Origin of the sequence: Pseudomonas reidholzensis (genome assembly GCF_900536025.1) — a bacterium.
Lineage (GTDB): Bacteria > Pseudomonadota > Gammaproteobacteria > Pseudomonadales > Pseudomonadaceae > Aquipseudomonas > Aquipseudomonas reidholzensis.
The window spans coordinates 216299-240280 of the sequence record NZ_UNOZ01000030.1 but is presented as its reverse complement, the minus strand read 5'-3'; the positions used below and the strand labels follow the sequence as shown (position 1 = coordinate 240280).

Sequence of the window (23982 nt, the reverse complement as noted above, 5' to 3'; positions counted from 1 at the left end):
CTGGAGAACGCCATGAGTCCATCCCCTGCACAACCACTCGCCCACGATATAGCGCCTGCCGCCGTACCCGGCTTTGCGCTCGACCAATGGTACGTCGCAGCCCTGGGCTGGGAGCTCAAGGACAAGCCCTTGGGGCGAACATTGCTGGGCAAACCAGTGGTGCTGTTCAGGACCGCGGACGGGCAAGTGGCGGCCCTGGAAGACCGCTGCTGCCACCGAGCGCTGCCGCTGTCCAATGGCACCTTGGAGGGCGGCGGGATCCGCTGCGGTTACCACGGACTGCTGTTCAACGACGACGGCAAATGCATCGAAATCCCTGGCCAGGACAAGATCCCCAGCAAGGCCCGAGTGCCTGCCTATCACGTACGCGAGCAGGACCAGATCGTCTGGATCTGGTTCGCCAGCCCAGCGCACCCGGTTCCGACCTGTGAGCCGCCGATCTATGACGTGCACAGCTCGGGCAAGTACCTGTTCGACGGCGACGTGTACCACTATGACGCCCCGTACCAGCTCATCCATGACAACCTCATGGACCTCAGCCACCTCGGCTATGTGCACCTGCGCACCATCGGTGGCAATGCCAGCATCCACATGAATGCGCAGATGAGCGTCGAAAGTGACGACAACGTGGTGCGCGTCGTTCGGCATATGCCAGGGTCAGTTCCGCCGCCCACCTACACCGCCGCCTACCCGTTCAGCGGCAACGTCGACCGCTGGCAGGAGATCGAATTCCATGTGAGCCACCTGCGCATCTGGACCGGTGCGGTGGACGCCGGCACGGATGACTTGAACAACCCGGACCGTGGCGGTTTCCACATGCGCGGCTTTCATGGCGTGACCCCAGAAACGGAAACCACCAGCCACTATTTCTGGACCATGGCCACCAACCCCAAGAGCGACCCGGAAGCCGTCAAGGCCAAGGTCATCGAGCAGACCATCCTGACCTTCGACGAAGACAAGGTGGTCATCGAGGCGCAGTACCAGAACATGTGCCGCTTCGGCACGCGGCCGATGATCGACATCCACGTCGATGTCGGCGCCAACCGTGCCCGGCGGATCATCGAGCAGCTTCGCCAGGCCGCTTGCTGAGCACGGGGGCGCACCGGCGCAACGCGCGGCCCCCTGCACAATCTTCAGCGCGACCTGAACCCTGATCGGGGCTGTCAACGACAGCCCCCCGGCTCCTACCGAGCCGCTTTGCATGCGCCACTGATCAAAACAATAAAAAGGTATCGACATGTATTGCTCACCCATTCTGCGCAGCCGCGGCTGCGCGATCTACCGCCCCCCATTCCCGCGTTGCCCTTGGAGCCTGACGTCATGAACCAGTCGATCGGGCAACAGATGGACGAAAAAACCATGGTCAGGTTTCAGTGGGGCGTGATCTCGCTGTGCTTTCTGATCAACATGCTGGATGGGTTCGACGTCCTGGTAATGGCCTTCACCGCAGCTTCAGTGTCGGCCGACTGGGGGCTCTCCGGCATCCAGCTCGGCTACCTGCTCAGCGCGGGCCTGATCGGCATGGCGCTGGGCTCATTGCTTATTGCACCGTGGGCTGACCGCTTTGGCCGCCGCCCGCTGATATTGTGCTGTGTCACCGTCGCCGGGCTCGGCATGCTGGCCTCCTCGCAAGCGGGCTCACCGCAGGTGCTGGCAGGACTGCGACTGGTCACCGGCCTGGGCATCGGCGGGATCCTGGCCAGCAGTTACGTAATTGCTGGCGAGTATGCCAACAAGCGCTGGAGGGGGCTTGCCATCAGCCTGCAAGCGACTGCCTATGCCCTGGGTGCAACCATCGGCGGGCTGATCGCCGCCCAGCTGATCCCTGCGCTAGGCTGGCGCTCGGTGTTCCTGTACGGGGGCACGGCCACGCTGGCGGCCTTGCCGATACTGTTCATCTGGCTACCGGAATCCCTGGCGTTCCTGATTGCACGGCAGCCGCATGATGCCCTGGCAAGAATCAACCACCTCCTGCTGCGCGTTCGCCTGGCGCCGGTGAGCGAGTTGCCGCTCGCCAGCGACAAGAGCGGCACCCCTCTCAACGTTACGTTCTCGAGGCTTTTCTCACCTGGCCTGCTGCGTTCCACGTTGCTTATCTGGACGGCGTTCTTCCTGGTGATGTTCGGTTTCTACTTCGTGATGAGCTGGACACCACGTCTGCTGGTCTCGGCGGGCCTGTCCAACCAGCAAGGGATTACCGGCGGCGTCCTGCTCAACGTTGGCGGCATCTTCGGTACCGCGTTGGTGGGCTTGCTGGCTGCGCGGTTCCGCCTGTCGCGCATTCTGCTGGTGTACATGCTGACCAACGCAGTGCTGCTGGCGCTGTTTGTCAAACTGACCGCCAACCTCAACCTTACCTTGCTCCTGGTGCTGGTCATCGGGGTCTTCGTCAACGGTTGCGTTGCGGGCCTGTATGCCCTGACACCGGCCGTTTACGACGCGACGCAACGTGTCACAGGCCTGGGTTGCGCAATCGGCATCGGGCGGGCGGGTGCCATTCTTTCTCCCCTTGTCGCCGGGCGACTGATCGATGCCCATTGGCAACCGGCTGATCTCTATCTGCTGTTCTCTTTCTCGTTTGTTCTGGCCGCCCTTGCGATCGGGTTGCTACGACTGCAACGCGGACAACCGCTACAGACCGCCGTAGCCACTGAGTGACCACAGCCCACTGACGTTGAAAGGCGAACCCGATGCAGAGAAATTATCGATTTGCCTGGTGCTACGCGCCGGGCGTGCTGGCAACCTGTGCCTGCGGTATGGCCCACGCCGCGTTAGTGGAGGACGCCAACGTCACCCTGACGACCCGCAACTACTACCTGGACCGTGACTTCAAAGGCCCCAGCACCTATCCCGCCGCGCGCGAGTGGGCTCAGGGCTTTATCCTCAGGGCCCACTCGGGGTTCACCGAAGGCACGCTCGGGTTCGGCCTCGACCTCACAGGTCTGGTGGGGCTGAAGCTCGATTCGTCGGCCGCCCGTAGCGGGACCCAACTGTTGCCCACTGACCCGCAGACACGCGAGGCCAAAGATGACTATTCGGAGCTCGGCGCTACATTCAAGGCCCGGCTTTCCCAAACCCGGTTGTCGATCGGTACGCAGTTTCCGGCACTTCCCGTCATCACCGCCAGCCCCGCTCGGCTGTTGCCGCAGTCCTTTCGCGGTGTCTATGGGGTTAGCGATGACATTGAACAACTGACCCTGCATGGCGGGCGCATGGACCGGGTCAACCTGCGGGATTCCACCAACTACCAACCCATAGCGCTGGCGTCGCCCAATGGTCGCTTCAAAGCCGGCGCGATGTCGGAGCGTTTCGCCTTCATTGGCGGTGACTACCGCTGGTCAGACACCTCGACCCTGCGCTACTACCATGCCGAGCTGAGGAACATCTACACCCAGGACTTCCTTGGGGTTGTGCAGACGGTTCCGCTAGGGCCAGGCACGGTGAAAATGGACTTGAGGCATTTCGACAGCCGGGACAGTGGCCAGGCCCAGGCTGGCAGGGTCGACAACCGCAACACCGGCCTGATGCTGAGCTACCAGGTCAGCGCACACACGCTAGGGCTCGGCTACATGTATCAGTCAGGCGATACAGCCATGGCGTATATTGCCGGCGGCGAACCGGCAGTGCTCAGCGACGGCGCCATGAGTGCCGACTTCGTCAACCCTAAAGAAAACACATGGGTCGCCCGCTATGACTACAACTTCGTTGCCATGGGGGTTCCCGGACTGACCGGCATGGTCCGCTATCTGAACGGCAGCAATATAGATCTGCCGCACCTGGGTGGGCGCAATCTCAATGAGTCGTCCAAGGACCTGGAGCTGGGCTACGTGATCCAGGCCGGCCCAGCCAAGGGGCTGAGCCTGCGTCTGCGGCACGCCTTCTATCGAAACAACCAGAGCGGCGCATCGACGTTTCGCAGCGCTAACGAGACCCGTGTGAATGTCGACTACACCTTCAAGGTCTGGTAGCTGAGGCGGCGCTGCTGCAGCTCGGTCCGACTGATAGGGTCAGGTTTGTCCCCACCCGTTTGCCACGCTGCGCCGCTAGCGCGAACCGCTGAGCGTCGCACAGGAACTTTGCCTATTGGTCGCAGGCCCCTTCTAAGAGGTCTATCGATAAAAGGAAGAGCAAACAATGAGTGCCCAACTGAATGGCAAGCGCGTGGCCTTTCTGGTCACGGATGGTTTCGAGCAAGTGGAGCTCACCGGTCCACGTGAAGCCTTGGAGCAACACGGCGCGGTGGTCGATATCCTGAGTGACGACGAAGGCACCGTACGCAGCTGGAACCACGACAAGCCGGCCGACGCGTTCGCCGTGGATGCAACCTTCGAAAGTGCCCAGCGCGACCTCTACGATGCGCTGGTGCTGCCCGGCGGCGTGCAAAACTCTGACACGATTCGCTTGATCCCCGGCGCGCAACAACTGGTGAAAAACCATGCTGCAGCCGGCAAGCCCCTGGCGGTGATTTGCCATGGTGGCTGGCTGCTGGTGTCCAGTGGCTTGGTCAAAGGCAAGCGGATGACCAGCTACAAGACCTTGCAGGACGATATTCGCAACGCTGGCGCCACATGGGTGGATGAGCAGGTCGTGGTCGACGGCAACCTGATCAGTAGCCGCCAGCCCGATGATATTCCGGCCTTCAATGAGCAGTTGATCAGAGCCCTGGCAGGCTGAGTGTGCACCACGTCCTCAACTACAGGAGCTCTTGGCATGAACGACTACCCTACGCCTCCCTTCCCCTCCCAACCGCAGAGCGTTCCAGGCTCGCAACGCAAGATGGAGCCGTACCCGGACTGTGGCGAACAGACGTACACCGGCAACAATCGGCTCGCGGGTAAGATCGCGTTGATCACCGGCGCCGACAGCGGCATCGGCCGGGCGGTTGCGATCGCCTATGCCCGGGAAGGCGCAGACGTTGCCGTCGCCTACCTCGACGAGCACGAAGATGCGCAGGAAACCGCACGCTGGGTCGAAGCCGCAGGCCGCCAGTGCCTCCTGCTGCCCGGCGACCTGGTGCACAAACAGCACTGCTACGACATCGTCGACAAGACCGTGGCACAGTTCGGGCGCATCGACATCCTGGTCAACAACGCTGCCTTTCAGATGGCCCACGAGACGTTGGACGAGATCGACGATGACGAGTGGGTGAAGACGTTCGACACCAACATCACCGCCATCTTCCGCATCTGCCAACGGGCGTTGCCGTCGATGCCCAAAGGCGGCTCGATCATCAACACCAGCTCGGTCAACTCCGATGACCCTTCGCCCAGCCTCCTGGCTTACGCGGCCACCAAAGGCGCCATCGCCAACTTCACCGCAGGCCTGGCGCAGTTGCTGGCCAAACAAGGCATCCGCGTCAACAGCGTTGCACCCGGGCCGATCTGGACGCCGTTGATCCCCGCCACCATGCCGGATGAGGCGGTCAGGAACTTCGGTTCAGGCTACCCAATGGGTCGGCCAGGGCAACCGGTGGAAGTCGCCCCGATCTATGTCCTGCTCGGGTCCGATGAAGCCAGCTACATCTCCGGCTCGCGCTATGCCGTCACCGGGGGCAAACCCATCCTTTGAGCGCTATGGACGGGGCTCGCTTCGCGGGCCTCAGCGCTTCTTCTGAGGCTCTTGCCGCGCCGTTTTCTGGGCGGTCGAGTCATGAGCAGTGCCTGATGAGCCGTCTGGTCGATGCGCATCATTGTCACGCTCTTCTTCACCCTGCGTGTTCGACGGCGTCTGTGTCTTGGCGTCGCCACTATCGCTGTGCTTCTTCATCGCCACGCTCCTCTGTGTGTTCGAATTCACCTTCAATAGAGTGATGGCAGCGACGGCAACAAAGTTCAGGTCACAGGCGTCACCTTACCAACCATCGTAATCGTTGAACCCTGCCGCGCACGGCCGACTCAACCCCATGGAAGTCAGTATTTACTCTCCCGCGACGAGGTGCCGCCATGAATGCCATCGATCTGCTGATGCAGGACCACAAGCTGGTGAAGAAGCTGCTGGAAGAGCTCTCCGCGACCACGGAGCGTGCCGTCAAGAAGCGCGCCGAGCTGCTGCATCGGATTGACCAGGAACTGCAAATCCATACCGCATTGGAAGAGGACATCCTTTACCCGGCGATCAAACAGGCCGGCGGCAAGGAAGAAGCGAAGATGTATTACGAAGCGAAGGAAGAGCACCGCACGGTCGATTCATTGGTGCTCCCGGATTTGCTCCACACCGACACCGGCACGCTCGAATTCGCCGGACGGCTCAAGGTGATGAAAGAACTGCTTGAGCATCACATCGAGGAAGAGGAAGGCGAGCTGTTCCCCACGGCGAAGAAACTGCTGGGCAAAGACCAGTTGGAACAACTGGGGATGGCCATGGAAGCGCAGAAAAAGCTGCTCAAGAGCGAGCAGCGGGCCGCTTGAATCAAGCGCGCCTTGCCGGATACGGCATCCGCCAGTCTGGCAGGCGCCCACTGCGTTAACTGGACAAGGCTGGTGTTGACGGTGAACTGGATCGAATTTCTGGAATGGCCGGCCATGGCCGTTACAGCTGCTAGTCGGCGAAAAGCACTCGATGAATTTCGCCAACCACCTGCCTCGTCGCGTCCTCGATCGTCCCTTCATTACGGCACAGGAACCAGCCGTGATCCGCCGCGGCTCGCTCGAACGCCTGGGTAGACGCAACCTGCTCTTCGAGCTTGTACATCACCGTACTGCTCAGCCCACGCGTACGTGCCGCCGCCCTCGCCCATGAAATTTCAGGAGCCGTGACAACGCCGACATGGAGATCTGGCACGCGCACGTTGCGTGCGAGGTTCAACTGGAGGATTTCTGCAAACGGGACTGTTCGGCGGAACGCGGCATCGGACGGGTACCAGCGATCGATCAGGATGATGCTGCCCGCTGGCTGCTTGGGCAGCACATGCTGGGTAATCCAGGCACGGCTATCCGCAAAGCGCTCACACACCGCCAGTTCCAAGTCATGACAGGGATGCCTGGCGAGCTTGTTCACCAAGGCCATTGTTTCAGCCCGGTACGGATCGCTTTTTTGCTCGGAAAGGCGGATGACCGTTTTCTTGTCTGCCCTCAGTGCGTGCGTTACGGCTTCCAAGAGCGTGGTTTTGCCGGTTCCCTTCGGCCCATCAACAGAAACAAACAGCGGACGATTCATTTTTCGGACAACGAGTGATAAGCGGATTGGTTGCCCGGCTCGGTCGCTGGAGCCACTTTGGGCGACCGGGCGAATCGAGTTGAGGGTCGTTGCGAACAGGCTCAGGTAAGTACTCTACCTGCCATGACGATGCATAGACAGGTAACTCTCTAGCCATTGCGGAACGCTGAGCTGTCTAGCTTGGGGTAAAAGAGAACATCTGTACTCTTTATTGCCGCTATCGCGCTTTTGCGCACCTTTGGATTCATAGGCTCGCGCAGTGAGTGACGTCGCGCCTGGCTTGAACTCGCTGGGGCTGCTGCGCAGCCCTTTCGCGACACTAGGCCGCTCCCACCCGAGGCGGCGGTGTTGCTCACAGCCTATCCAAGCGCGGCAGGTACTGAACGACACCGTCCCTGTGGGAGCGGCCTTGTGTCGCGAAAGGGGCGCGTAGCGGCCCCAGAAATACTGAAGTCCGACAGTGAGCGTTGGATGGAATGCAAATAGGTTGATAGGTGTCGATAATCCGGGAAGAGCACATTTGTACTCCTTCCGGATTAGCGAACCAACGCCGTCCTCCAAACCACCATTACGCCAACCCAAGCTCCGCATCATCAAGCAGCGCCTTGGCCATCGCACTAAGGTAGTAAGCCGCCCAAGCCGCACGCTGATCCCCCTCCATCACGCCCTGCAAACTCAGGTGGTGGGCATAATCGAGCAGCTCCGAAGCCTGCTCTCGCGCATGCTGGCAAGGAATCCCCGCCTCGATGCCAAACTTAGCGGGCTGATTCCGGAATCAGTGCTGCGACTAACTCCGGAATCGGGATCAGCAGCGCTTCAAAGGAGTGGCGGGAATCTTTTGCGTGCATCGGTGGATCGGGAACGATCTTGAGCATGATTTGACTCCAACGTAAAAGGCGGAACCGCCTCGACCTTGCTGTCAAACAAGAGGGTGGCAGCTGTAAGCGGGTTGACAGACCGAGACGTTGGCACTCGGCGCACACAAGGTGCCCCACATACAGCCGCCATAGCGAGCATGCAGAAGGACAACGTGAGCGGTCTGTCAAAACCGGTCGCTGAATTTGCAGCGACAGGGCGAGACTAGAGGGCGTGGTTGACCATGTGCAATGACTTGGTGGCGGCAGGAGTATGTTTGGGAAATGGACTACAGGGAAGAGGGGAAATCTGAGTGTTTTACCGGCTTGGCAGGCGATGTTTCGATACATTCAGTGAAGAAATGTATCAGCAGCAGGCTAAGATCGGCCCAGGTGCAGATTGGGTGTGTGGGTGGTCTTCAGCAGGTTGCAGATGGTTTTGCCTTTATCGGCTGAGAATCGCGGAAGATGTAACGGGCCTATCCTTTCTCACACCCAGTCTTCATAAACGAGGCCTGCAACTCGGCTGAACTCGCGCACATTGTTGGTCACTAGCGTGCAATTTACAGCGACTGCATGCCCTGCGATGGCCGTATCGTTGGGGCCAATCGGTGTACCGATCAGAGCGAGCGATTGCATCAGGTCAACGGTCGCATCAACCGCTTTTTGGTCCCACGGCAACACCGCATCCAAACGCTTTACAAACTCATCGACCAGAACCTTGTGCTTGGGCGACGCCTTCTTGCCAATCTGTCCATAACGCATTTCAGAGTAGGTGATGGTCGAAATCACGATACGATTACCCTGCTCGACTTCGGCCATCAAGCGCTGCATCACCGAGGCTGGGTGCTCTCGCATAATGTAAGAGCAGATGCAGGTATCCAGCATGTAGGTGATCACAGAGTAAATCTGCCTTCATCGCTGACCACTGCTGGGCGCTCCTCAAGGAAGTCCGCATCGGCTTTCGGCAGCTCGGAAAAGGTAGCCCAGGATGGCCGCGCAGGGCGCAGAGTAATCACGTCGCCTTCACGCGAGATTTCGAGTTCACCAACGCCTTCGTAGGCCATGTCGTTGGGTAAGCGAACGGCCTGATTCTTGCCGTTTTTGAAAATCGAGACGGTCCGCATTTTAGCGCCTCCAGAGTTGGATTTCAGATCTCTACTATAGTGCCACTCATGGGCATATGCAAAGCATATGCTTGAGGACAATGGCCGTATGGGAGGCTATCCAACATGCCGTCTCATCCACGTGAGGTCAGATTCGACTCAGCATCCTGCATTTCCGGAATCAGCTAGATAAAGGGCTGGCAGTTGCAAATAATGAGTGGCAACCCAGAAGGAGAACATTTGTACTCCGACTGGGTTTCTGGACTGCTCTCGTGAATCCCCCTTCACGGCGTCAACCCAAGCTCCGCATCATCAAGCAGCGCCTTGGCCATCGCACTAAGGTAGTAAGCCGCCCAAGCCGCACGCTGATCCCCCTCCATCACGCCCTGCAAACTCAGGTGGTGGGCATAATCGAGCAGCTCCGAAGCCTGCTCTCGCGCATGCTGGCAAGGAATCCCCGCCTCGATGCCAAACAGCGGCACGGGCTGCTCATCGCCTTGGCAGAATTTGGTCAGCCCTGGGGTGGTTGGGGTTTTGGTGATTTCCGTCATGTTCCGTCTCCCTTTTCGCGGGTGCCTGGCCGGGCCTCATCGCGGGCAAGCCCGCTCCTACAGGGTCTAGGCCAGCAGGAAAAACCGCCTGTGCCGGGGGGCACAGGTGGTTAGCGGGTTACTCGGCCACTGAGCGAATCATCACGCCATGATTCACATCCTGAGCCAGCGCCTTGGCCATGCCGCTGAGGTAGTGGATCGCCGTCAGCAACGTCGGCCCCTCCTCCACTTCGCCCATCGCCAGATCACTGAGTTTGTGTACCGCACAGATCAGCACCGTCGCTTGTTCGACCGCATGGCTCATTGGATGCCCCGCCTCCACGCGAAACAGCGGCGTTTCACTGTTGTAGTCAACGCCTACGCCGAAATGGCCGACGCCTACCGTGGTCACCTCATCGATTGCTGGCTTTTGCAGATCCTTGTCCATACCACTCCTCCTCCGGCCCCGCGTGTACCGCGAGGCCTGGTCTTGAATGTGAATACCTGAGTTACCGGGCTAATCCCGGGGATCAGTGCTGCGACTGCAAGCGACTAAGTGCCACTTCCACCAAGGTGCGGGCGTGTTCGATTTCGTGCATGGCTGCGAGGGTCAAGACTTGGCCTGGAGGCCTCACGTGGAGCAGTACCGTCTGCTGGGAGACGGTCAGGGCACAGACCAGGTACTCCGAGATCTGGATTAGGAGGTCTTCGAGGGAGAGAGAGGAATCTGTTGAGCTTATAGGTGGGTCCGGAACGATTTTGAGCATGAAAGTCTCCGATATCGTTGGAGCTACCACGTCTCTGCTGTCAAACAAATGGGTGGCGGCTATACGCGGGTTGACAGACCGAGGATATCGGAACTCGGCGCACCGAAGTGCCCCACGCACAGCCGCCATAAAGCGGCGTGCATGATCCGAATCGAAAAGCACGGCCTGTCACAACCGGTCGCTGATTGTCAGCGACGGAAGGAGGCTAGATGCACTGCGGATTCGCTGCAATGGCTTGATGGCGGCAGAAGTATGTTTGGGAAATGGACTACAGGGAAGAGGGAAATTCTGAGTGTTTTGCTGGTTTGCACGGTGTTGTTTCGGTGCTTTCAGTTCCAAATGTGTCAGCGGCAGACTGATATTTGCCGCCGTAATCGGCCTCAGGGGTTGGGCGCCTCCCCGCGCTGTTGGCCATCACTGTTTTACAAAGCCTCTGTCGCCTGGCGAGTTCCAAGGTTAAGGTCTACCTCATCAATCAGAGGTAAACCTATGAAAAGAGTCAGGTTGGTACGCCATGGCGAGAGTGCCGCCAATGCCGGCGCGGCCACGCACGATCATGCCACCATTGCGCTTACCGCCAAGGGTGTGGAGCAGGCGCAGGAGGTGGCGCGATCGGTGCTTTACGCGCCTGGGCTGATCGTGGTGTCGCCGTTTGCCCGTGCCCAGGCAACGGCCAGCGTGACCGCTGCCGCGTTTGCCTCAGTGCCGGTCGAGACGTGGCCCATTGAAGAGTTCACCTACCTGGCGCCAGCAAGGTGCGTGAACACGACGGTGGCGCAACGGCGAGGCTGGGTCGATGACTATTGGGCCAAGGCCGACCCGTCTCATCGAGACGGAGAAGGTGCTGAGTCGTTCCTCGACCTGATCGAGCGGGCTCGAGCGTTTCTGGATCGCCTGGCCACGCACCCTGCGCAGGACATCCTGGTGTTTTCCCATGGCCAGTTCCTAAACGCCGTTGCCTGGCTGCTCGAATGCAAACAGCTACAGATCGACAGCCCGGCAATGACCGATTGGCGTCGGTATGAAATCAACCATCACGTCCCTAATGGCGGCGGCTACACGCTAACCCGCGCGCAGGACGAGCCGATCTGGACCCTCGATCACAGGACAAACCTTGCGGCTGATTGATCCCTGCTCGGCCCTCCTTCTGACGCCGGTACGACAGCTTGACGCGACCGTAAACTCGGTGCCACTATCACTAAACAACAGCTGTCGTTTAGCGACAGCGCAGCGCAGGAGTGTGGCATGGAAGCGACTTCACCTGATCACACAAGCGCCGCAGACGACGCCCGCTTTCAACGCACCCGCCTGCGTTTGACGGAAGCGGTGCTGGCCCTTGCCAGCGAGCAAGACATCACCACCGCCTCGGTGGCAGAGCTCGCTCGCCGCGCGCAGATCAACCGCAGCACCTTCTACGCCCACGCCGACTCCCCCGTGCAACTGCTCACCCGCGTCCTGTCCCAGGACCTCGACCAGGTCAGCCAGCGTAGCCAACGCCAACTGGAGCGCGACGGGCGACTGCTGCGCGACTTGACCCGCTCCACGCTCAACGAAATTATCAACCACGTGGTGCGCTACGAATCGGTCTACGGCAGCGCCAACCGAGCGTCGTCGCTGTACGCCCTGCGCATCGTACTCGCCGAGCATGTCGAGCGCTCAGTCCTGACCCTGTTCCACGCAGGCTTCGTCCAACCGCCCGTGCCCGGCGCCGAGTCGGCCCTGCTGCAAGCGGCCTTCCTCGCCCACGGCGTCGCCGGCGCGGTGGAAGCCTGGCTGCGCCTGCCTCTGCCGCGTAACCAGGACCTGCTGCTGACCGCGGTCGAAGCCGTGTATCCGTCGTGGTACGCCCCCTGATTCCAGCCTCACTGCCCCATAACGCCCCCAATAATGTCAACAACAGGAGACGTCTCATGAAAGCGGCTGTATTGAACCAGGACAACGGGAAGTTCGAGATCGAGGAAGTCGACATCGACATCCCCAAACGGCGCGAAGTATTGGTTGCCGTGAAGGCTTCCGGGCTTTGCCATTCGGACTTGCACATGTCCGCAGGCGGGTACGGCGTGGCACTCCCCGCGGTATTCGGCCATGAGTTGGCTGGGGTGGTGGAAGCGATCGGCCCGGACGTGCGCGAGTTCCAGGTGGGCGACCACGTGGTGGCATCGCTTGTGCAGTATTGCGGCCATTGCAAGGCCTGCCTGGATGGCCGCACCTACCAGTGCGCACGTCCTGAAGAAACCCACCGGGCAGAAGCAGAAGGCCCGCGCCTGTCACGCAATGGCCAACCGCTGACGGCCGTGTTCGGCACCTCGGCGTTTGCCGAGTATTCGCTGGTGCATGAAAACCAGTTGGCCAAAGTGCCAAAAGAGCTGCCCTTCGCTCAGGCCTGCGTGCTTGGCTGCGGGTGCGTGACGGGTGCGGGCGCGGCGATCAACACGGCGAATGTCAAACCGGGCGACACCGTCGCGATCATCGGCGTTGGCGGCGTTGGACTCAACGTCATCTCGGGTGCACGACTCGCCGGCGCCGTGCGCATCATCGCGATCGACACGCAACCGGCCAAGGCATCGCTGGCGCGCCGCTTCGGCGCCACGGATTTCATCGACGCCAGCCAAGCAGACGCCGTCGAGCGCGTGCACGCACTCACCGTCACCGGCGTGGACCACGCGTTCGAGGTGATCGGCCTGAGAAGCACCAGCCAGCAGGCGATCAAGATGGCCCGCCTGGGCGGTGGCGCCTACCTCATCGGGCTGCACAAGGCCGGCGCGACCATCGAGGTGGATGTGCTGGACGACCTGATCGTTCGCCAGGTGATCGTGCGCGGGGTGTACATGGGGTCGAGCAACATCAAGCACGATATCCCCATGTACGCCCAGCTCTACCTGGACGGGCGCTTCAACCTCGATGACCTGATCTCGAAGGAAATCCACATTTCGCAGATCAATGAGGCCTACGAAGAGCTGCAAACCGGTGCAATCGCCCGCAGCGTCATTACGTCGTTCTGAAACCACCCGAGGCGCTCAAGGGCCAGTTGAACGCCTCGGGGCGTGACGTTCACAGCACAGAGACGGCACTCTGCCACGTGCGCGGGTCAAGTTCGTGTTCCAGTTCGGCGTTTACGATCCTGTCGACGTAAACGTTGGCGTTCTCCAGCAACAGTGATCGTAACAATCCGTTCACAAGCACAGGGAGACCATACTTCATGCTGGTGATATCCCCAACAATACGTCCATGGCTACACACCGCGGCGGCGTTGTAGCAGCGAATTCTTGACATCGCTGGGTCGTCGAGACGGTCCAGGAATTCAAAGTGCTTCCCCAGGTATGGATAGCGTCCGAGGGCTGAATCAAGCTGATCATCACCGGGCATGAAGCGGTCATCCCATGTGACGATACGGTCGCTGATCTGAGACAGTTCAGGCCGGGCCGCAAGCTCGACGCTGAATCCGGTTCCTGCGATCACCACATCCGCACTGTATTCACCTTGCAAGAATTGCAGGTGGGCGCGCTCCTCTTCCCAGCGTGCGGCTACCACATCAGCGCCAAGATGCAGGTGAAAATTCGAATGCTGAGTTGCACGCGTCACGCTCTCGGTGGGCGGCTGCGGGGCGTACTGTCGCAGTGCGTGCTGCACCTTCCATTTCAGCGCGTCAGGAAGATGAAAGAAGCTATCGAAGCCCTCATAGCCCGTAAATCTCCATCGCGTACCACCTGCGAGCGCAGGGCGACGGGCAAACAGTCTGACTTCTGCAGCGCCGCGTTCCAAGGCCTCTCCCGCTGCATCGAATGCTGACGCCGCGGCCCCGATTATGGCAACACGTTTACCCGAGTACTCAGCAAAGTCCAGGCTTTCACTCGTGTGACGAAGGGCGTGCGCAGGGAGCGCTTTACGCAACACCGCTGGAAAAGAAGGCGCTCCACTCCCCAAAAAACCTGTCGCCAAGACGGCGTATCGGCAATCAATAGCGCGGTGCTGCCCATCGGCCTGCACGACGGCCAACTCCACTGACGACGGATTCAGGCTAACCGCCGTTACCCGATGACCGTACTCAACCACAACGCCAGTCGAGTCGCGTAGCCAGGAGAGGTATTTAGCCCAGGAAAGGCGATCGATACGCTCTAACGCAGCATAAGCATCAGCACTGAACGCGCGCTCGAACCAGCTTCGAAAGGACAGCCCCTCCACACCCATATCAGGCCCAGCCAACGTTTTTGGGGTTCGCAGCGTGCGCATTCGTGCCGTATCTGTCCAGATTCCAAACTGCTCAGGGTCTTCATTGGCTTCAAAGACAATGACCCGAGCCACACCTGCTCGGCGCAGCGCAGAGGCGATTGCCACACCGGACTGCCCTCCCCCGATGACGACCACGTCATGGTCGAGTCCAGTCGCGGGCAAGACCCAGTCTTGAGCCAATGTCGATGATTGGAGTGCAGTGATCATGCAGGGATTCCTCGAAAATTCCACGCAGAGTCTATTGAAAACACCAGATTTTCCGAAGAAATCGATTAGCATTAGCTTAGAATGAAATAGTATTTTCCGTTTATGAATTATTAAACAATCATTTCCGGGATTATTTTCCCACTACGGAGATGGCAGATGGCTCGCCGATTTGAAAATTCCACACACGGCAAATGGGCGCGGCGAGACATTCTCAAAGGGTTCACAATTCTTGGCGGCGCTTGCCTGGTCGCTCCCTGGTTACCCGCCCGCGCCGCTGACAGTCCTGTAAAAGGCGGCTCGCTGGTGATGTCCTTGCAAACAGAACCCGTTGGATTGGTCCAAGGCATCACCACCTCGTCGGCCACCAGCTCAGTCTCACCTCATCTATTCGACGGCCTGGTAGTGGTGCGCAAGGATGGAAGCCTGGAGCCATGTCTGGCGACATCTTGGGAGGTCACTGATGCCGGCAAAACAGTCACATTCAAATTGCGCGAGGGTGTGCGCTGGCACGACGGAACGCCCCTGACATCTGCCGATGTGCAATTTTCCATCATGGGCATTGCCAAGAAGGTTCATCCACGGGGTACCGCGACGCTGGCGAGCGTTATCGCGGTCGACACTCCGGATCCGCTCACGGCGGTATTGCGCTTCAGCTCCCCCGCCCCAGTCATTTGGCGAGCGCTCTACGGCAATGAAACGATGATCTTGCCCCGCCACATCTACGACACCGGCAAGGACGACCTCTTTGCCAATCCTGCGAACATCCGTCCGGTGGGTACGGGTCCATTCCGTTTCAAGGAGTGGGTCAAAGGCAGCCACTTGGTGCTGGAGCGCAATCCTGACTATTGGCACCCAGCGGAACCTCACCTGGACAGCCTGATTTTCAAGTTCATCAAAGATCCGGCGGCGCGCACAGCTGCACTCAAGACCGGAGAGATCAGCTACGCACCTAACAACCCGATTTCGCTTCAAGAGGTGAGGGCATTTCAGGCCAACCCTGAGTTCACGGTGGATTTCGAAGCGTATCGCGATGCAGCCACCCTGTATTTCTTCGACTTCAATCTGCGCAAACCGCTGTTCCAGGATCACCGTGTGCGGGAGGCAATCGCCCTGTCGATTGATCGTAACCTGCTGTCTCGAACCGCATGGGCTGGCCTTGCGACACCCGCAACCGGCCCAATCCCGGCCTACCAGAAGTCCAACTACAATCCGCACACTGTGCAATACCCGTTCGATCCCAAGCGCGCCGAGGCACTACTTGATGAGGCAGGTCATCCCCGAGGACCTGGTGGAATTCGCTTCACTATCGACCATCTGCCCAACCCATACGGCGAGCCTGATCGTCGCAGCGCACTGTTTTTTAAGCAGGCATTGAAAGCCGTTGGCATTGAATTAGAGGTCAAGAACTTCGACACGCCGACATACCTGCGAAAGGCATTTACCGACTACGACTTCGACACGCACAGTGCTTGGTACTCGTCATTCCTAGATCCGCAAATAGGGGTGATACGCCGCTTCTGGAGCCAATCGATCAAGCCAGGCACACCCGCTGCGAACGCTTCGGGATTCGCGGATGCCGAAATGGACGCTGTTATCGATCGCATCATCCACGAAGGCGATGAGGTGAAACGCCACGAGGCAATTCTGGAGATGCAGGCATTGGCTCAACAAAAGCTGCCTTCGATAAATCTGCTGGAGCTGCCAATGTTCCGGGTGTACAGCAACCGCCTGCATGACCTTCCACCTTCGGCCCTGCAGTCATTCGGTCCAAGCTGGCTGCAATCCTGAAACCTTCCATATTTCGACAGAGGCTCACATGGGTATCGCTCAACGCCGCGATTACATGAAACTCGGCTATTTTCACTTCAACGATGGCTTCCACTCGGCGGGCTGGCGGATCAATCGTGCTCGCCATGCCAGCACGCTTTATGAGGCACATCGGCACGCTGCAGTAACCGCAGAGCGAGGTGGTTTCGACGTATTCTTCCTTGGCGACAGTCTCGACACCACGATCGCTGAAAGTGCTTCGCGCCTTGCCCGCCTTGACCCCATCGCGGTGCTCTCGGCAGCCTCCCAGGTGACTCGGCATATCGGCCTGGTTGCAACCATGTCCACAACCTACAGCGCGCCTTACCTGGTAGCCCGTCAGATTGGCTCACTTGACCAGCTAAGTGGAGGCCGTGCAGGCTGGAATTTGGTGACATCCTACTCACATGGCGCTGCTCAGAACTTCAACAACCAAGCCCTTCCACCTCCTTCTGAGCGCTACGAGCGGGCTGAGGAGTTCGTCGACGTTGTCCGCGGCCTTTGGGACAGTTTTGATGAAGACGCTTATCTGGTCGACAAAGTCAGCGGTAGGTTCGTTGATCCGGCCAAGGTTCACGCTCTCGACCACACCGGCAAGCACTACTCAGTACGCGGGCCTATTCCTGTGCCCCGCAGCCCTCAAGGGCAACCCGTTCTTGTCCAGGCCGGCGCGTCGACGGCAGGTGTCCAGTTAGGCGCACGCATCGGCGAACTGATCTTCGCCCGCCAACCCTCGCTTTGTGCAGCGGTCGACTTCCGTCGGGCATTCCATCAGGCGATGGGGCAATTTCACCGTCAGCCAGGTGACGCCATCGTCATGCCTGGGGTGATCCCGGTAATTGGCTCGGACGAGGAAGAGGCGAAGCGCCTGCGCGTAGAGATGGACGAGGCCATCGACGTTGAACATGGCCTGTACGTACTGCAAGACCAGCTAGGGACTGACCTTTCCAGCCTGCCGCTGGATGCAGAGCTACCCCGAATCACGTGCAGTAAAGCCCAGCAAGGCGTGCTGCAGATCCTCGACCGCCTGCGCGCCCAAGGCACACTGACCGTGGAAGCAGCAGCACGCTATATGGGCGGAATGCGCGGGCATATCGAGCTCGTGGGTAGCCCGGAGCAAGTCGCGGACGGCCTGATTGCTCTATTCGAAGCAGGTGCCGGGGATGGCTTCAACATCATCCCTCCCTACATGCCAGGCGGGCTAGATGATTTTGTCGAATACGTGTGCCCGATCCTCCGGCAGCGCGGTTATCTGCCGCAGGACTATGCCGGTCCTACGCTGCGAGAAAACCTCGGCTTGGCCATCCCTACGTCGCGTTATCGCCATGTTTGATCAGTCATCACGGCGGCGAAAGTCGCTCAAGGCGGTCAACTCACTAAGCCGTAGCGCCGTAACGATACTCTGCGTGGTGGTTGTTAATTTCGTACTGATGCAGATGCTGCCCGGGGATGCCGCTGAGGTATTGGCTGCAGAATCTGGCTCAGGGTCTGCGTCCACGGTTATTCAGCTGCGTCAGCACTTTGGTCTCGACCGCAGTGTACTGGAGCAATTCTTCGCCTACCTGTCGAACCTGGCGCAGTTGAGCTTGGGCGTCTCTCCACGATTCAACTTGCCGGTGACGGAACTGATCCTGTCCCGATTGGGAAACACCCTGCTGCTGTTGCTATCAGCAATGGGCATCGCCCTGTCATCAGGTGTTATAGCAGGTGTCGTCATGGCTGCGAACGTCGGCAGGTGGCCGGATCGCCTCCTCTCATTGCTGGCGCTTCTGCTGTATTCAGTGCCGGCGTTCTGGCTAGGTCTGATGGCTATCGTGTTTTTTGCGGTGAAGCTTGAGTGGCTGCCGACCGGTGGCATCGTGACCGTTTCACAGAACAACCAAGGCTGGGACGCAGCGCTGGATATCTGTTGGCACCTGGTTCTCCCCTGCCTCACGTTGGCGAGCTTTTACGTTGCCATATTTGCCCGACTGACACGCTCAGCGATGCTCGAAATCAGCCAGCAGGACTTCGTACGCACAGCCCGAGCGAAAGGTGCAGGACCTCTGCGTGTGCTGCTGGTCCACATGTTGCGCAATGCCTTGGTACCCGTCAGCACTGTCGCCGGGATGCACTTTGGCGCGCTGATGGGCGGCGCACTTGTCATCGAGGTGGTCTTCAGTTGGCCGGGCATGGGGCAGCTAGCGATGGACTCCGTGATGGCCAGGGACTACAGCGTGGTGCTAGGGATTCTCTTGCTCGCATCGGTACTGGTGATCATCGCCAATGGCCTGGTGGACGCACTGCATGCCTGGCTTGATCCACGAATTGCTCAGGATTGATTGAGGCTCCGTAATGCAAACCACACGTTCCATATCATCTGAGTCAAGCACCTGGCAGACAGGGCGCTTGATCTTGACTAACCCGACAGGCCTTTTGGGCAGCACACTGCTGCTGCTGATGGCAGGCGCCGCGCTGCTAGCCAGTTACCTGTACCCAGGAGACCCTCAGTCCATGGTTGCTGGACCTTTGGAGTGGCCTGGGAATGATCCTGCAGAGTGGCTAGGCACAGATGTGCTGGGCCGTAGCCTCGGTGCGGGTCTGTGTCATGGCGCGAGAATATCACTTGCCGTTGGCATCGCTGCGGCGCTGCTAAGTGTCGGCATCGGTACGCTGGTGGGTGCCCTGGGGGGCTTTTACGGCGGACGACTCGACACTGCCTTGGGGCGGGTTACTGAAGTCTTTCAAACCATGCCTACGTTTCTATTTGTCATTGTCATGGTCGCAATCGGTAAACCTTCAATCAGCACCATTGTGATATCGATAGGCCTGGCTTCCTGGCCAGTCATCGCACGCCTGGTGCGCGCGGAGTTTCGTCGTCTCAAAGAGGCCGACTTCGTTGCCAGTGCGCGGCTGCAAGGCTATTCCGATCTGCGCATCATAGCCCAGGAAATACTCCCCAACGCCCTTGCCCCAGTGATCGTGACAGCCTCGGTACTGGTCGCCAGTGCAATCTTGACGGAGTCAGCATTGGCTTTTCTTGGCATGGGCGATCCAAATCAAGTCAGTTGGGGCAGCATGATCGGTGAAGGCAGGGAGTTCCTGGCCAGCGAGTGGTACCTCTGCGCGCTGCCTGGCGGCGCAATCGTGCTGACGGTGCTCGGATTGAATCTCCTGGGCGACGCACTCAATGATGCGCTCAATCCGCGCCTGAGGGACCGTCCATGACTGCGCCCCTGCTTCGTGTCACTGATCTTTGCGTGAGCTTTGGCAGTCACTGTGCGGTAGACGGACTTTCGTTCGAACTGCAAAGGGGGCAAACCCTTGCACTCGTCGGTGAATCAGGTTGCGGAAAATCCACCACTGCGCTCGCCTTGATGGGGCTGCTGCCAGCAACCGCGCACGCTTGCGGTACCGTAGAGTTAGCGGGCCGATCACTTCTAGAGCTCTCCCCCCGACAGTTCCAGTCTGTGCGCGGCAAGCAATCGAGCATGATTTTCCAGGAACCGATGACCTCGCTGAACCCTGCGCATAGCATCGGCGCTCAAGTCGCTGAGGTGCTGTTTGTGCATGGCACGAGGGATCGATTAGAGGCGCGCAGGCGTGCGCTTGATCTGCTCGAACAGGTCGAGATACCTCAGGCCAAGCAACGCTACCACGCTTATCCACATCAGCTCTCAGGGGGCCAGCGTCAAAGGGTGATGATAGCGATGGCGATCGCTTGCAATCCCCAGCTGCTTATTGCAGACGAGCCCACTACGGCACTCGACGTCACTGTCGCGCGGCAGATTCTCCTGCTGCTCGACCGCCTGCAGCGAGAACACGCCATGGCCGTCTTGATGATTACCCATGATTTGGCGCTGGTAGAGCACCATGCCGATAGGTGTCTGGTCATGCACGCTGGGCGCTCCGTAGAAAAGGGCCTCACGTCTACGGTGCTGAACCACCCCCAGCACCCCTATACCCAAGGCCTCCTGGGGGCATCATTGCACCGGCTGGGAGGCATTGGATATCGTCAACAGCGGTTACCCGAAGTACGCTTGCAGCCAGCGGCAAATGGGCAAGCCTCTGAATTCATCGTGCATTACCCACCTTCGCTAGCGCCGACGGTTGCTCGCAGCGAGCTCACGGAACCCCTGCTTCGGGTGCTCAACCTCTGTAGCGGGTACCGCGGACATCGCGCTGTGGACGGGGTCAGCTTCGACCTCAAACGAGGACAGACCTTGGGACTCGTGGGCGAGTCGGGCTGCGGCAAGAGTACATTGTCTCGCACCTTGGCCGGGCTGATCACGCCCATGGCGGGCGAGCTGCAGCTCGACGGCAGGCCAGCGCCCCTGCTAGGGGAGCGAAAACCACATCCCGTTCAAATGGTTTTTCAAGATCCGTACACGTCGCTGAATCCACGTTGCCGCGCCGGTGACCTCCTCGAACGCGCCCTTATCGTTGCGGGTATCAAAGAAAAGCGTGAACGCTACCGCATCATCACCCAGCGCCTGGACCAGGTCGGGCTGAGCCAATCGAGCCTGGAGAAATTCCCTCATGAATTTTCTGGAGGACAACGGCAACGGATTGGCATTGCTCGTGCGTTGCTGACGCAACCGTCCCTTCTGATCCTGGACGAACCAGTCTCGGGGCTGGACGTCTCGGTGCAGGCGCAAATCCTCAACCTGTTGGTCGATCTGAAACACGAACTCGGCCTGTCCTACCTGTTTATCTCGCACGACCTGGCGGTGATCCGCTACATGGCGGATGACGTGATGGTGATGCATCAAGGCGTAATTGTGGAGCAGGCGAGTGTCCACGACCTCTGGGCCAAGCCTGGCCACCCGTACACGTGCGCGCTGCTCAATGAAAGTGCCGCCTGCCCCCACCCCCTAACAGAACCCGGCCCCGTTTGGCGCTTGGCTTACTAAGACTCACCACGGAGTTAACTGTAATGTGCGATCAATACCCCACCCTCTCTGCGGCTGAACTCCAACTAATGCTGGATACACGGCAAGAGGTAGCGCTACTCGATGTACGTGAAAACGGGATCTTCGCGCGCAATCATCTACTGTTAGCGACCTCTGCGCCGTTCTGGCGGCTGGAGCTGGTCATCGATTTACTTGTGCCGCGCCTGAATGTACCAGTAGTGCTGGTCGGTGATGGCCAGATCGAACACTCAGCCGCCAGCAAGCTCGCCCGGTTGGGCTACAGCAACATCCGCATCCTCGAAGGGGGAATCCAGGGGTGGGAGCACGCGGGTTTACCCTTGTACTCAGGCACGAACGTACTCGGCAAGGCATTCGGCGAACTACTGGAGCACTGCCTGGGTACGCCCTCCATCGAGGCGGCAGAACTCAAGCGCAGATTGGACAATGGCGATCGTCTGGTCGTCATCGACAGCCGCACCAGTGAAGAGTTTACCGACTTTAGCCTGGAAGGCGCCTACAACCTCCCGGGAGCAGAGCTTGTCTACCGAATCGATGAAGTGGTGCCTGACGACGAAACGCTGGTAGTAGTCAATTGTGCTGGGCGAACGCGAAGCATCGTCGGCGCGCAGACCCTGATCAATGCGGGCATACCCAATCCCGTGGTGTCACTCAAGGATGGCACAATGGCCTGGTTGATGAATGGCGACACCCTGCGTCATGGACGCCATCGCTCGGCACCCTCACCAAGCGGCGAAAATTTGAAACGCGCTCAGGTACGCGCAAAAGCGGTGGCTGATCGCGCCAATGTGAGGGTCCTGGATGATGCACAGTTGAGCGCATTGGAACAGGACCCCTCGCGCACCGTTTACCGATTCGATGTACGAAGCCGCGAAGAATACCTCAGTGGACATCTTCCCGGATGGCGATGGGCAGTGGGCGGCCAGTTGGTCCAGGCAAGCGATGAGTTCATCGGTGTTCGTGCGGCGGCAATCGTGTTAGCCGATTGGGATGGGGTCAGGGCATTGACCACCGCGGCCTGGTTGGCGCAGTTAGGTCTCGATGTTTATGTCTGGAGCATACCTTCTTCTCCGCAACGGCTGGAATCCGGCGCCCCGGCCAGTATCGTCCGCCCGGCCTACAGTCACCCGGTGCCCTGGATCACTATCGACGAAGTGCTCACCAGGCGGGAGAGCGAGCAGGTCACCCTGGTCGATATCGACAGCAGCGTCGCGTTCATTGACCGCCATGTCGAGGACGCCCTCTTCATCGCTCCAGGGCAACTGCAGACCTGGCTAGCCTCGCGATCGAAGGAAGAGACGGTCGTGCTGCTCTCGGCTGACGGCATTCTGGCAGCAAGCGTCGCGCAAGAGCTGGAGCAGCGGCGCAGCACAGCGGTTCGCGTTTTGCTGGGTGGCTCACACCAGTGGTTTGCCCGCGCCCTGCCCACTGCCGAGGGATACGAAGGAATTCTGAGTGGTGAGGCTGATGAATGGCACGGGCCTTACGTGTTCAGAACCGTCGAGGAGCGCAACCGAAAATTCAATGACTACCTGGAGTGGGAAGTGGACCTCGCTGCGAAACTCAGAAACGAACGCGGTGTGGGTATTGATCTAAGCGCATCTATTGCCCGATCAGACATTCAGCAGTCGAGCTACGGCGCGCATTGACTGCGCGGTATCACTGAGCAACCGAGACGCTTGCTGGAGGTCCTCCAGCATTGCTTGCGTACGGTCCTCGAAAAGCCGCGCCGCGCCAGAAAGCACCAAGGCGCCTACAGCAGTTTGGGACGGAGTCATCAGATGCACACCCACGGCTCGAATCCCAACCAGATGCTCATCGATATTGAGCGCCCGGTGACAGTCAGATACTTGATCAAGTTCCTGGGTCAACAGTTCGCGATCACATTGGGTGAACCGGGTGCAACGCTCCAGTGGTTTGTCACCCAGCAGGGCTTCACGCTGCTCCACCGGTAACGCGCCGAGCAGCAGCTTGCCGGATACCGATGCATGGAGTGGCGACTCAACGAGCGTGTTGAAATAAGGAGCGAGGTGCCCGCCACCGGGGACAAAATCAACGATCAGACGCGAGGTACCGATAAACAGGATCAGAAGCGCCGACGCACCATGCTCATGCTGCAAGTTCATCAGCAGAGGGCCTGCATCGCGTCGGAGCATATTCAAGGGATGATCAAGCGGCAGTGGCGCAAGCGAGCGCGGGCTCGGGCAGTAGCGAGACGCGTCCATTTTGAAGACATGCCCACTGTCGACCAACGCGAGCAGCAGCCGGTGGCAGGTACTGGTCGGCAAACCGACGTTCTCGCTCACCTCAGAGAGTGTAACGGGGCGCATTGCAGCCACAACTGACTGAAGTACCGCTAACCCACGGGCCAATGATCCAGAGTCACGTTCCGCTTTTGACTTGCTTTGCATGTTCAC

The 23982-nt window shown here is 59.5% G+C and carries 24 protein-coding genes; 15 read left to right on the top strand and 9 right to left on the bottom strand.

Going from position 1 to position 23982, the window contains the following annotated elements; translation table 11 throughout:
• Positions 1 to 12 precede the first annotated feature (12 nt).
• The 5 genes from CCOS865_RS20705 to CCOS865_RS20685 all read left to right on the top strand — a co-directional run bounded on the left by CCOS865_RS20705 (position 13) and on the right by CCOS865_RS20685 (position 5568).
• On the top strand, positions 13 to 1089 hold the full coding sequence (locus CCOS865_RS20705) for an aromatic ring-hydroxylating oxygenase subunit alpha (RefSeq protein ID WP_119144302.1): 1077 nt from the start codon (positions 13 to 15) through the stop codon (positions 1087 to 1089).
• A gap of 231 nt (positions 1090 to 1320) precedes the next feature.
• Entirely contained in the window at positions 1321 to 2658 is a 1338-nt protein-coding gene (locus tag CCOS865_RS20700; RefSeq protein ID WP_119144300.1) for an MFS transporter, read from the top strand.
• A 32-nt stretch (positions 2659 to 2690) separates the two neighbouring features.
• The gene (locus tag CCOS865_RS20695; protein WP_119144298.1) at positions 2691 to 3968 is read left to right on the top strand and encodes an OprD family porin; all 1278 of its coding nucleotides are present in this window, start codon (positions 2691 to 2693) and stop codon (positions 3966 to 3968) included.
• Between the two features lie 166 nt (positions 3969 to 4134).
• Entirely contained in the window at positions 4135 to 4674 is a 540-nt protein-coding gene (locus CCOS865_RS20690) for a type 1 glutamine amidotransferase domain-containing protein (RefSeq protein WP_119144296.1), read from the top strand.
• Between the two features lie 36 nt (positions 4675 to 4710).
• Positions 4711 to 5568 (top strand): SDR family oxidoreductase, encoded by an 858-nt coding sequence (locus tag CCOS865_RS20685; RefSeq protein WP_119144294.1) that lies wholly within the window; start codon positions 4711 to 4713, stop codon positions 5566 to 5568.
• A 30-nt stretch (positions 5569 to 5598) separates the two neighbouring features.
• On the opposite strand, the gene CCOS865_RS28225 is transcribed toward CCOS865_RS20685, so the two are convergent.
• Positions 5599 to 5766, bottom strand: coding sequence for a hypothetical protein (locus CCOS865_RS28225; protein ID WP_167469086.1), 168 nt, complete (start codon positions 5764 to 5766; stop codon positions 5599 to 5601).
• Between the two features lie 176 nt (positions 5767 to 5942).
• Here CCOS865_RS28225 and CCOS865_RS20680 point away from each other — a divergent pair, with 176 nt between their 5' ends.
• Positions 5943 to 6407 carry a hemerythrin domain-containing protein gene (locus tag CCOS865_RS20680; RefSeq protein WP_119144292.1) on the top strand — a complete coding sequence of 155 codons (465 nt, stop codon included), beginning with the start codon at positions 5943 to 5945 and terminating at the stop codon, positions 6405 to 6407.
• Positions 6408 to 6537: 130 nt separating this feature from the next.
• On the opposite strand, the gene CCOS865_RS20675 is transcribed toward CCOS865_RS20680, so the two are convergent.
• The 6 genes from CCOS865_RS20675 to CCOS865_RS20645 all read right to left on the bottom strand — a co-directional run bounded on the left by CCOS865_RS20675 (position 6538) and on the right by CCOS865_RS20645 (position 10093).
• Positions 6538 to 7155, bottom strand: a complete 618-nt coding sequence (locus CCOS865_RS20675; protein ID WP_119144290.1) for a dTMP kinase — start codon at positions 7153 to 7155, stop codon at positions 6538 to 6540.
• 568 nt (positions 7156 to 7723) lie between these two features.
• On the bottom strand, positions 7724 to 7903 hold the full coding sequence (locus CCOS865_RS20665; RefSeq protein ID WP_119144288.1) for a DUF3077 domain-containing protein: 180 nt from the start codon (positions 7901 to 7903) through the stop codon (positions 7724 to 7726).
• Positions 7904 to 8498: 595 nt separating this feature from the next.
• On the bottom strand, positions 8499 to 8909 hold the full coding sequence (locus tag CCOS865_RS20660; protein WP_119144286.1) for a type II toxin-antitoxin system VapC family toxin: 411 nt from the start codon (positions 8907 to 8909) through the stop codon (positions 8499 to 8501).
• Positions 8906 to 9136, bottom strand: coding sequence for a type II toxin-antitoxin system VapB family antitoxin (vapB, locus tag CCOS865_RS20655; protein WP_119144284.1), 231 nt, complete (start codon positions 9134 to 9136; stop codon positions 8906 to 8908). The genes CCOS865_RS20660 and vapB overlap by 4 nt, the downstream gene beginning before the upstream one ends.
• A gap of 263 nt (positions 9137 to 9399) precedes the next feature.
• Positions 9400 to 9666: a DUF3077 domain-containing protein gene (locus CCOS865_RS20650; protein ID WP_119144282.1), complete on the bottom strand. Its 267-nt coding sequence runs from the start codon at positions 9664 to 9666 to the stop codon at positions 9400 to 9402.
• 118 nt (positions 9667 to 9784) lie between these two features.
• Complete coding sequence (locus CCOS865_RS20645; protein WP_119144280.1) at positions 9785 to 10093, bottom strand: DUF3077 domain-containing protein; 309 nt, start codon at positions 10091 to 10093, stop codon at positions 9785 to 9787.
• A gap of 808 nt (positions 10094 to 10901) precedes the next feature.
• Here CCOS865_RS20645 and CCOS865_RS20635 point away from each other — a divergent pair.
• The 3 genes from CCOS865_RS20635 (at position 10902) to CCOS865_RS20625 (ending at position 13414) form a co-directional block, all read left to right on the top strand.
• Complete coding sequence (locus CCOS865_RS20635; protein ID WP_119144276.1) at positions 10902 to 11540, top strand: histidine phosphatase family protein; 639 nt, start codon at positions 10902 to 10904, stop codon at positions 11538 to 11540.
• Positions 11541 to 11657: 117 nt separating this feature from the next.
• Positions 11658 to 12266, top strand: coding sequence for a TetR/AcrR family transcriptional regulator (locus CCOS865_RS20630; protein WP_119144274.1), 609 nt, complete (start codon positions 11658 to 11660; stop codon positions 12264 to 12266).
• A 56-nt stretch (positions 12267 to 12322) separates the two neighbouring features.
• Positions 12323 to 13414, top strand: a complete 1092-nt coding sequence (locus CCOS865_RS20625) for a Zn-dependent alcohol dehydrogenase (protein WP_119144272.1) — start codon at positions 12323 to 12325, stop codon at positions 13412 to 13414.
• A gap of 49 nt (positions 13415 to 13463) precedes the next feature.
• Here CCOS865_RS20625 and CCOS865_RS20620 read toward each other — a convergent pair whose 3' ends face one another.
• Positions 13464 to 14849, bottom strand: a complete 1386-nt coding sequence (locus CCOS865_RS20620) for an NAD(P)-binding domain-containing protein (protein ID WP_167469085.1) — start codon at positions 14847 to 14849, stop codon at positions 13464 to 13466.
• A gap of 156 nt (positions 14850 to 15005) precedes the next feature.
• Here CCOS865_RS20620 and CCOS865_RS20615 point away from each other — a divergent pair, with 156 nt between their 5' ends.
• Genes CCOS865_RS20615 through CCOS865_RS20590 form a run of 6 tightly spaced genes read left to right on the top strand, consistent with a single transcriptional unit; the run spans position 15006 to position 23214 of the window.
• Complete coding sequence (locus CCOS865_RS20615; RefSeq protein WP_119144268.1) at positions 15006 to 16637, top strand: ABC transporter substrate-binding protein; 1632 nt, start codon at positions 15006 to 15008, stop codon at positions 16635 to 16637.
• A 28-nt stretch (positions 16638 to 16665) separates the two neighbouring features.
• Entirely contained in the window at positions 16666 to 17988 is a 1323-nt protein-coding gene (locus tag CCOS865_RS20610) for an NtaA/DmoA family FMN-dependent monooxygenase (RefSeq protein ID WP_167469084.1), read from the top strand.
• On the top strand, positions 17981 to 18976 hold the full coding sequence (locus CCOS865_RS20605; RefSeq protein WP_119144264.1) for an ABC transporter permease: 996 nt from the start codon (positions 17981 to 17983) through the stop codon (positions 18974 to 18976). Before CCOS865_RS20610 ends, CCOS865_RS20605 begins: the two co-directional genes overlap by 8 nt.
• A 13-nt stretch (positions 18977 to 18989) precedes the next feature.
• Positions 18990 to 19862 carry an ABC transporter permease gene (locus CCOS865_RS20600; protein WP_119144262.1) on the top strand — a complete coding sequence of 291 codons (873 nt, stop codon included), beginning with the start codon at positions 18990 to 18992 and terminating at the stop codon, positions 19860 to 19862.
• Positions 19859 to 21547 (top strand): dipeptide ABC transporter ATP-binding protein, encoded by a 1689-nt coding sequence (locus tag CCOS865_RS20595; protein ID WP_119144260.1) that lies wholly within the window; start codon positions 19859 to 19861, stop codon positions 21545 to 21547. Before CCOS865_RS20600 ends, CCOS865_RS20595 begins: the two co-directional genes overlap by 4 nt.
• Before the next feature lie 23 nt (positions 21548 to 21570).
• Positions 21571 to 23214, top strand: a complete 1644-nt coding sequence (locus CCOS865_RS20590; RefSeq protein ID WP_119144258.1) for a rhodanese-like domain-containing protein — start codon at positions 21571 to 21573, stop codon at positions 23212 to 23214.
• Here the strand turns inward: CCOS865_RS20590 and CCOS865_RS20585 are convergent.
• Positions 23179 to 23976, bottom strand: coding sequence for an IclR family transcriptional regulator (locus CCOS865_RS20585; protein WP_244216164.1), 798 nt, complete (start codon positions 23974 to 23976; stop codon positions 23179 to 23181). The two genes, CCOS865_RS20590 and CCOS865_RS20585, sit on opposite strands and share 36 nt — an antisense overlap.
• Positions 23977 to 23982: the final 6 nt, after the last annotated feature.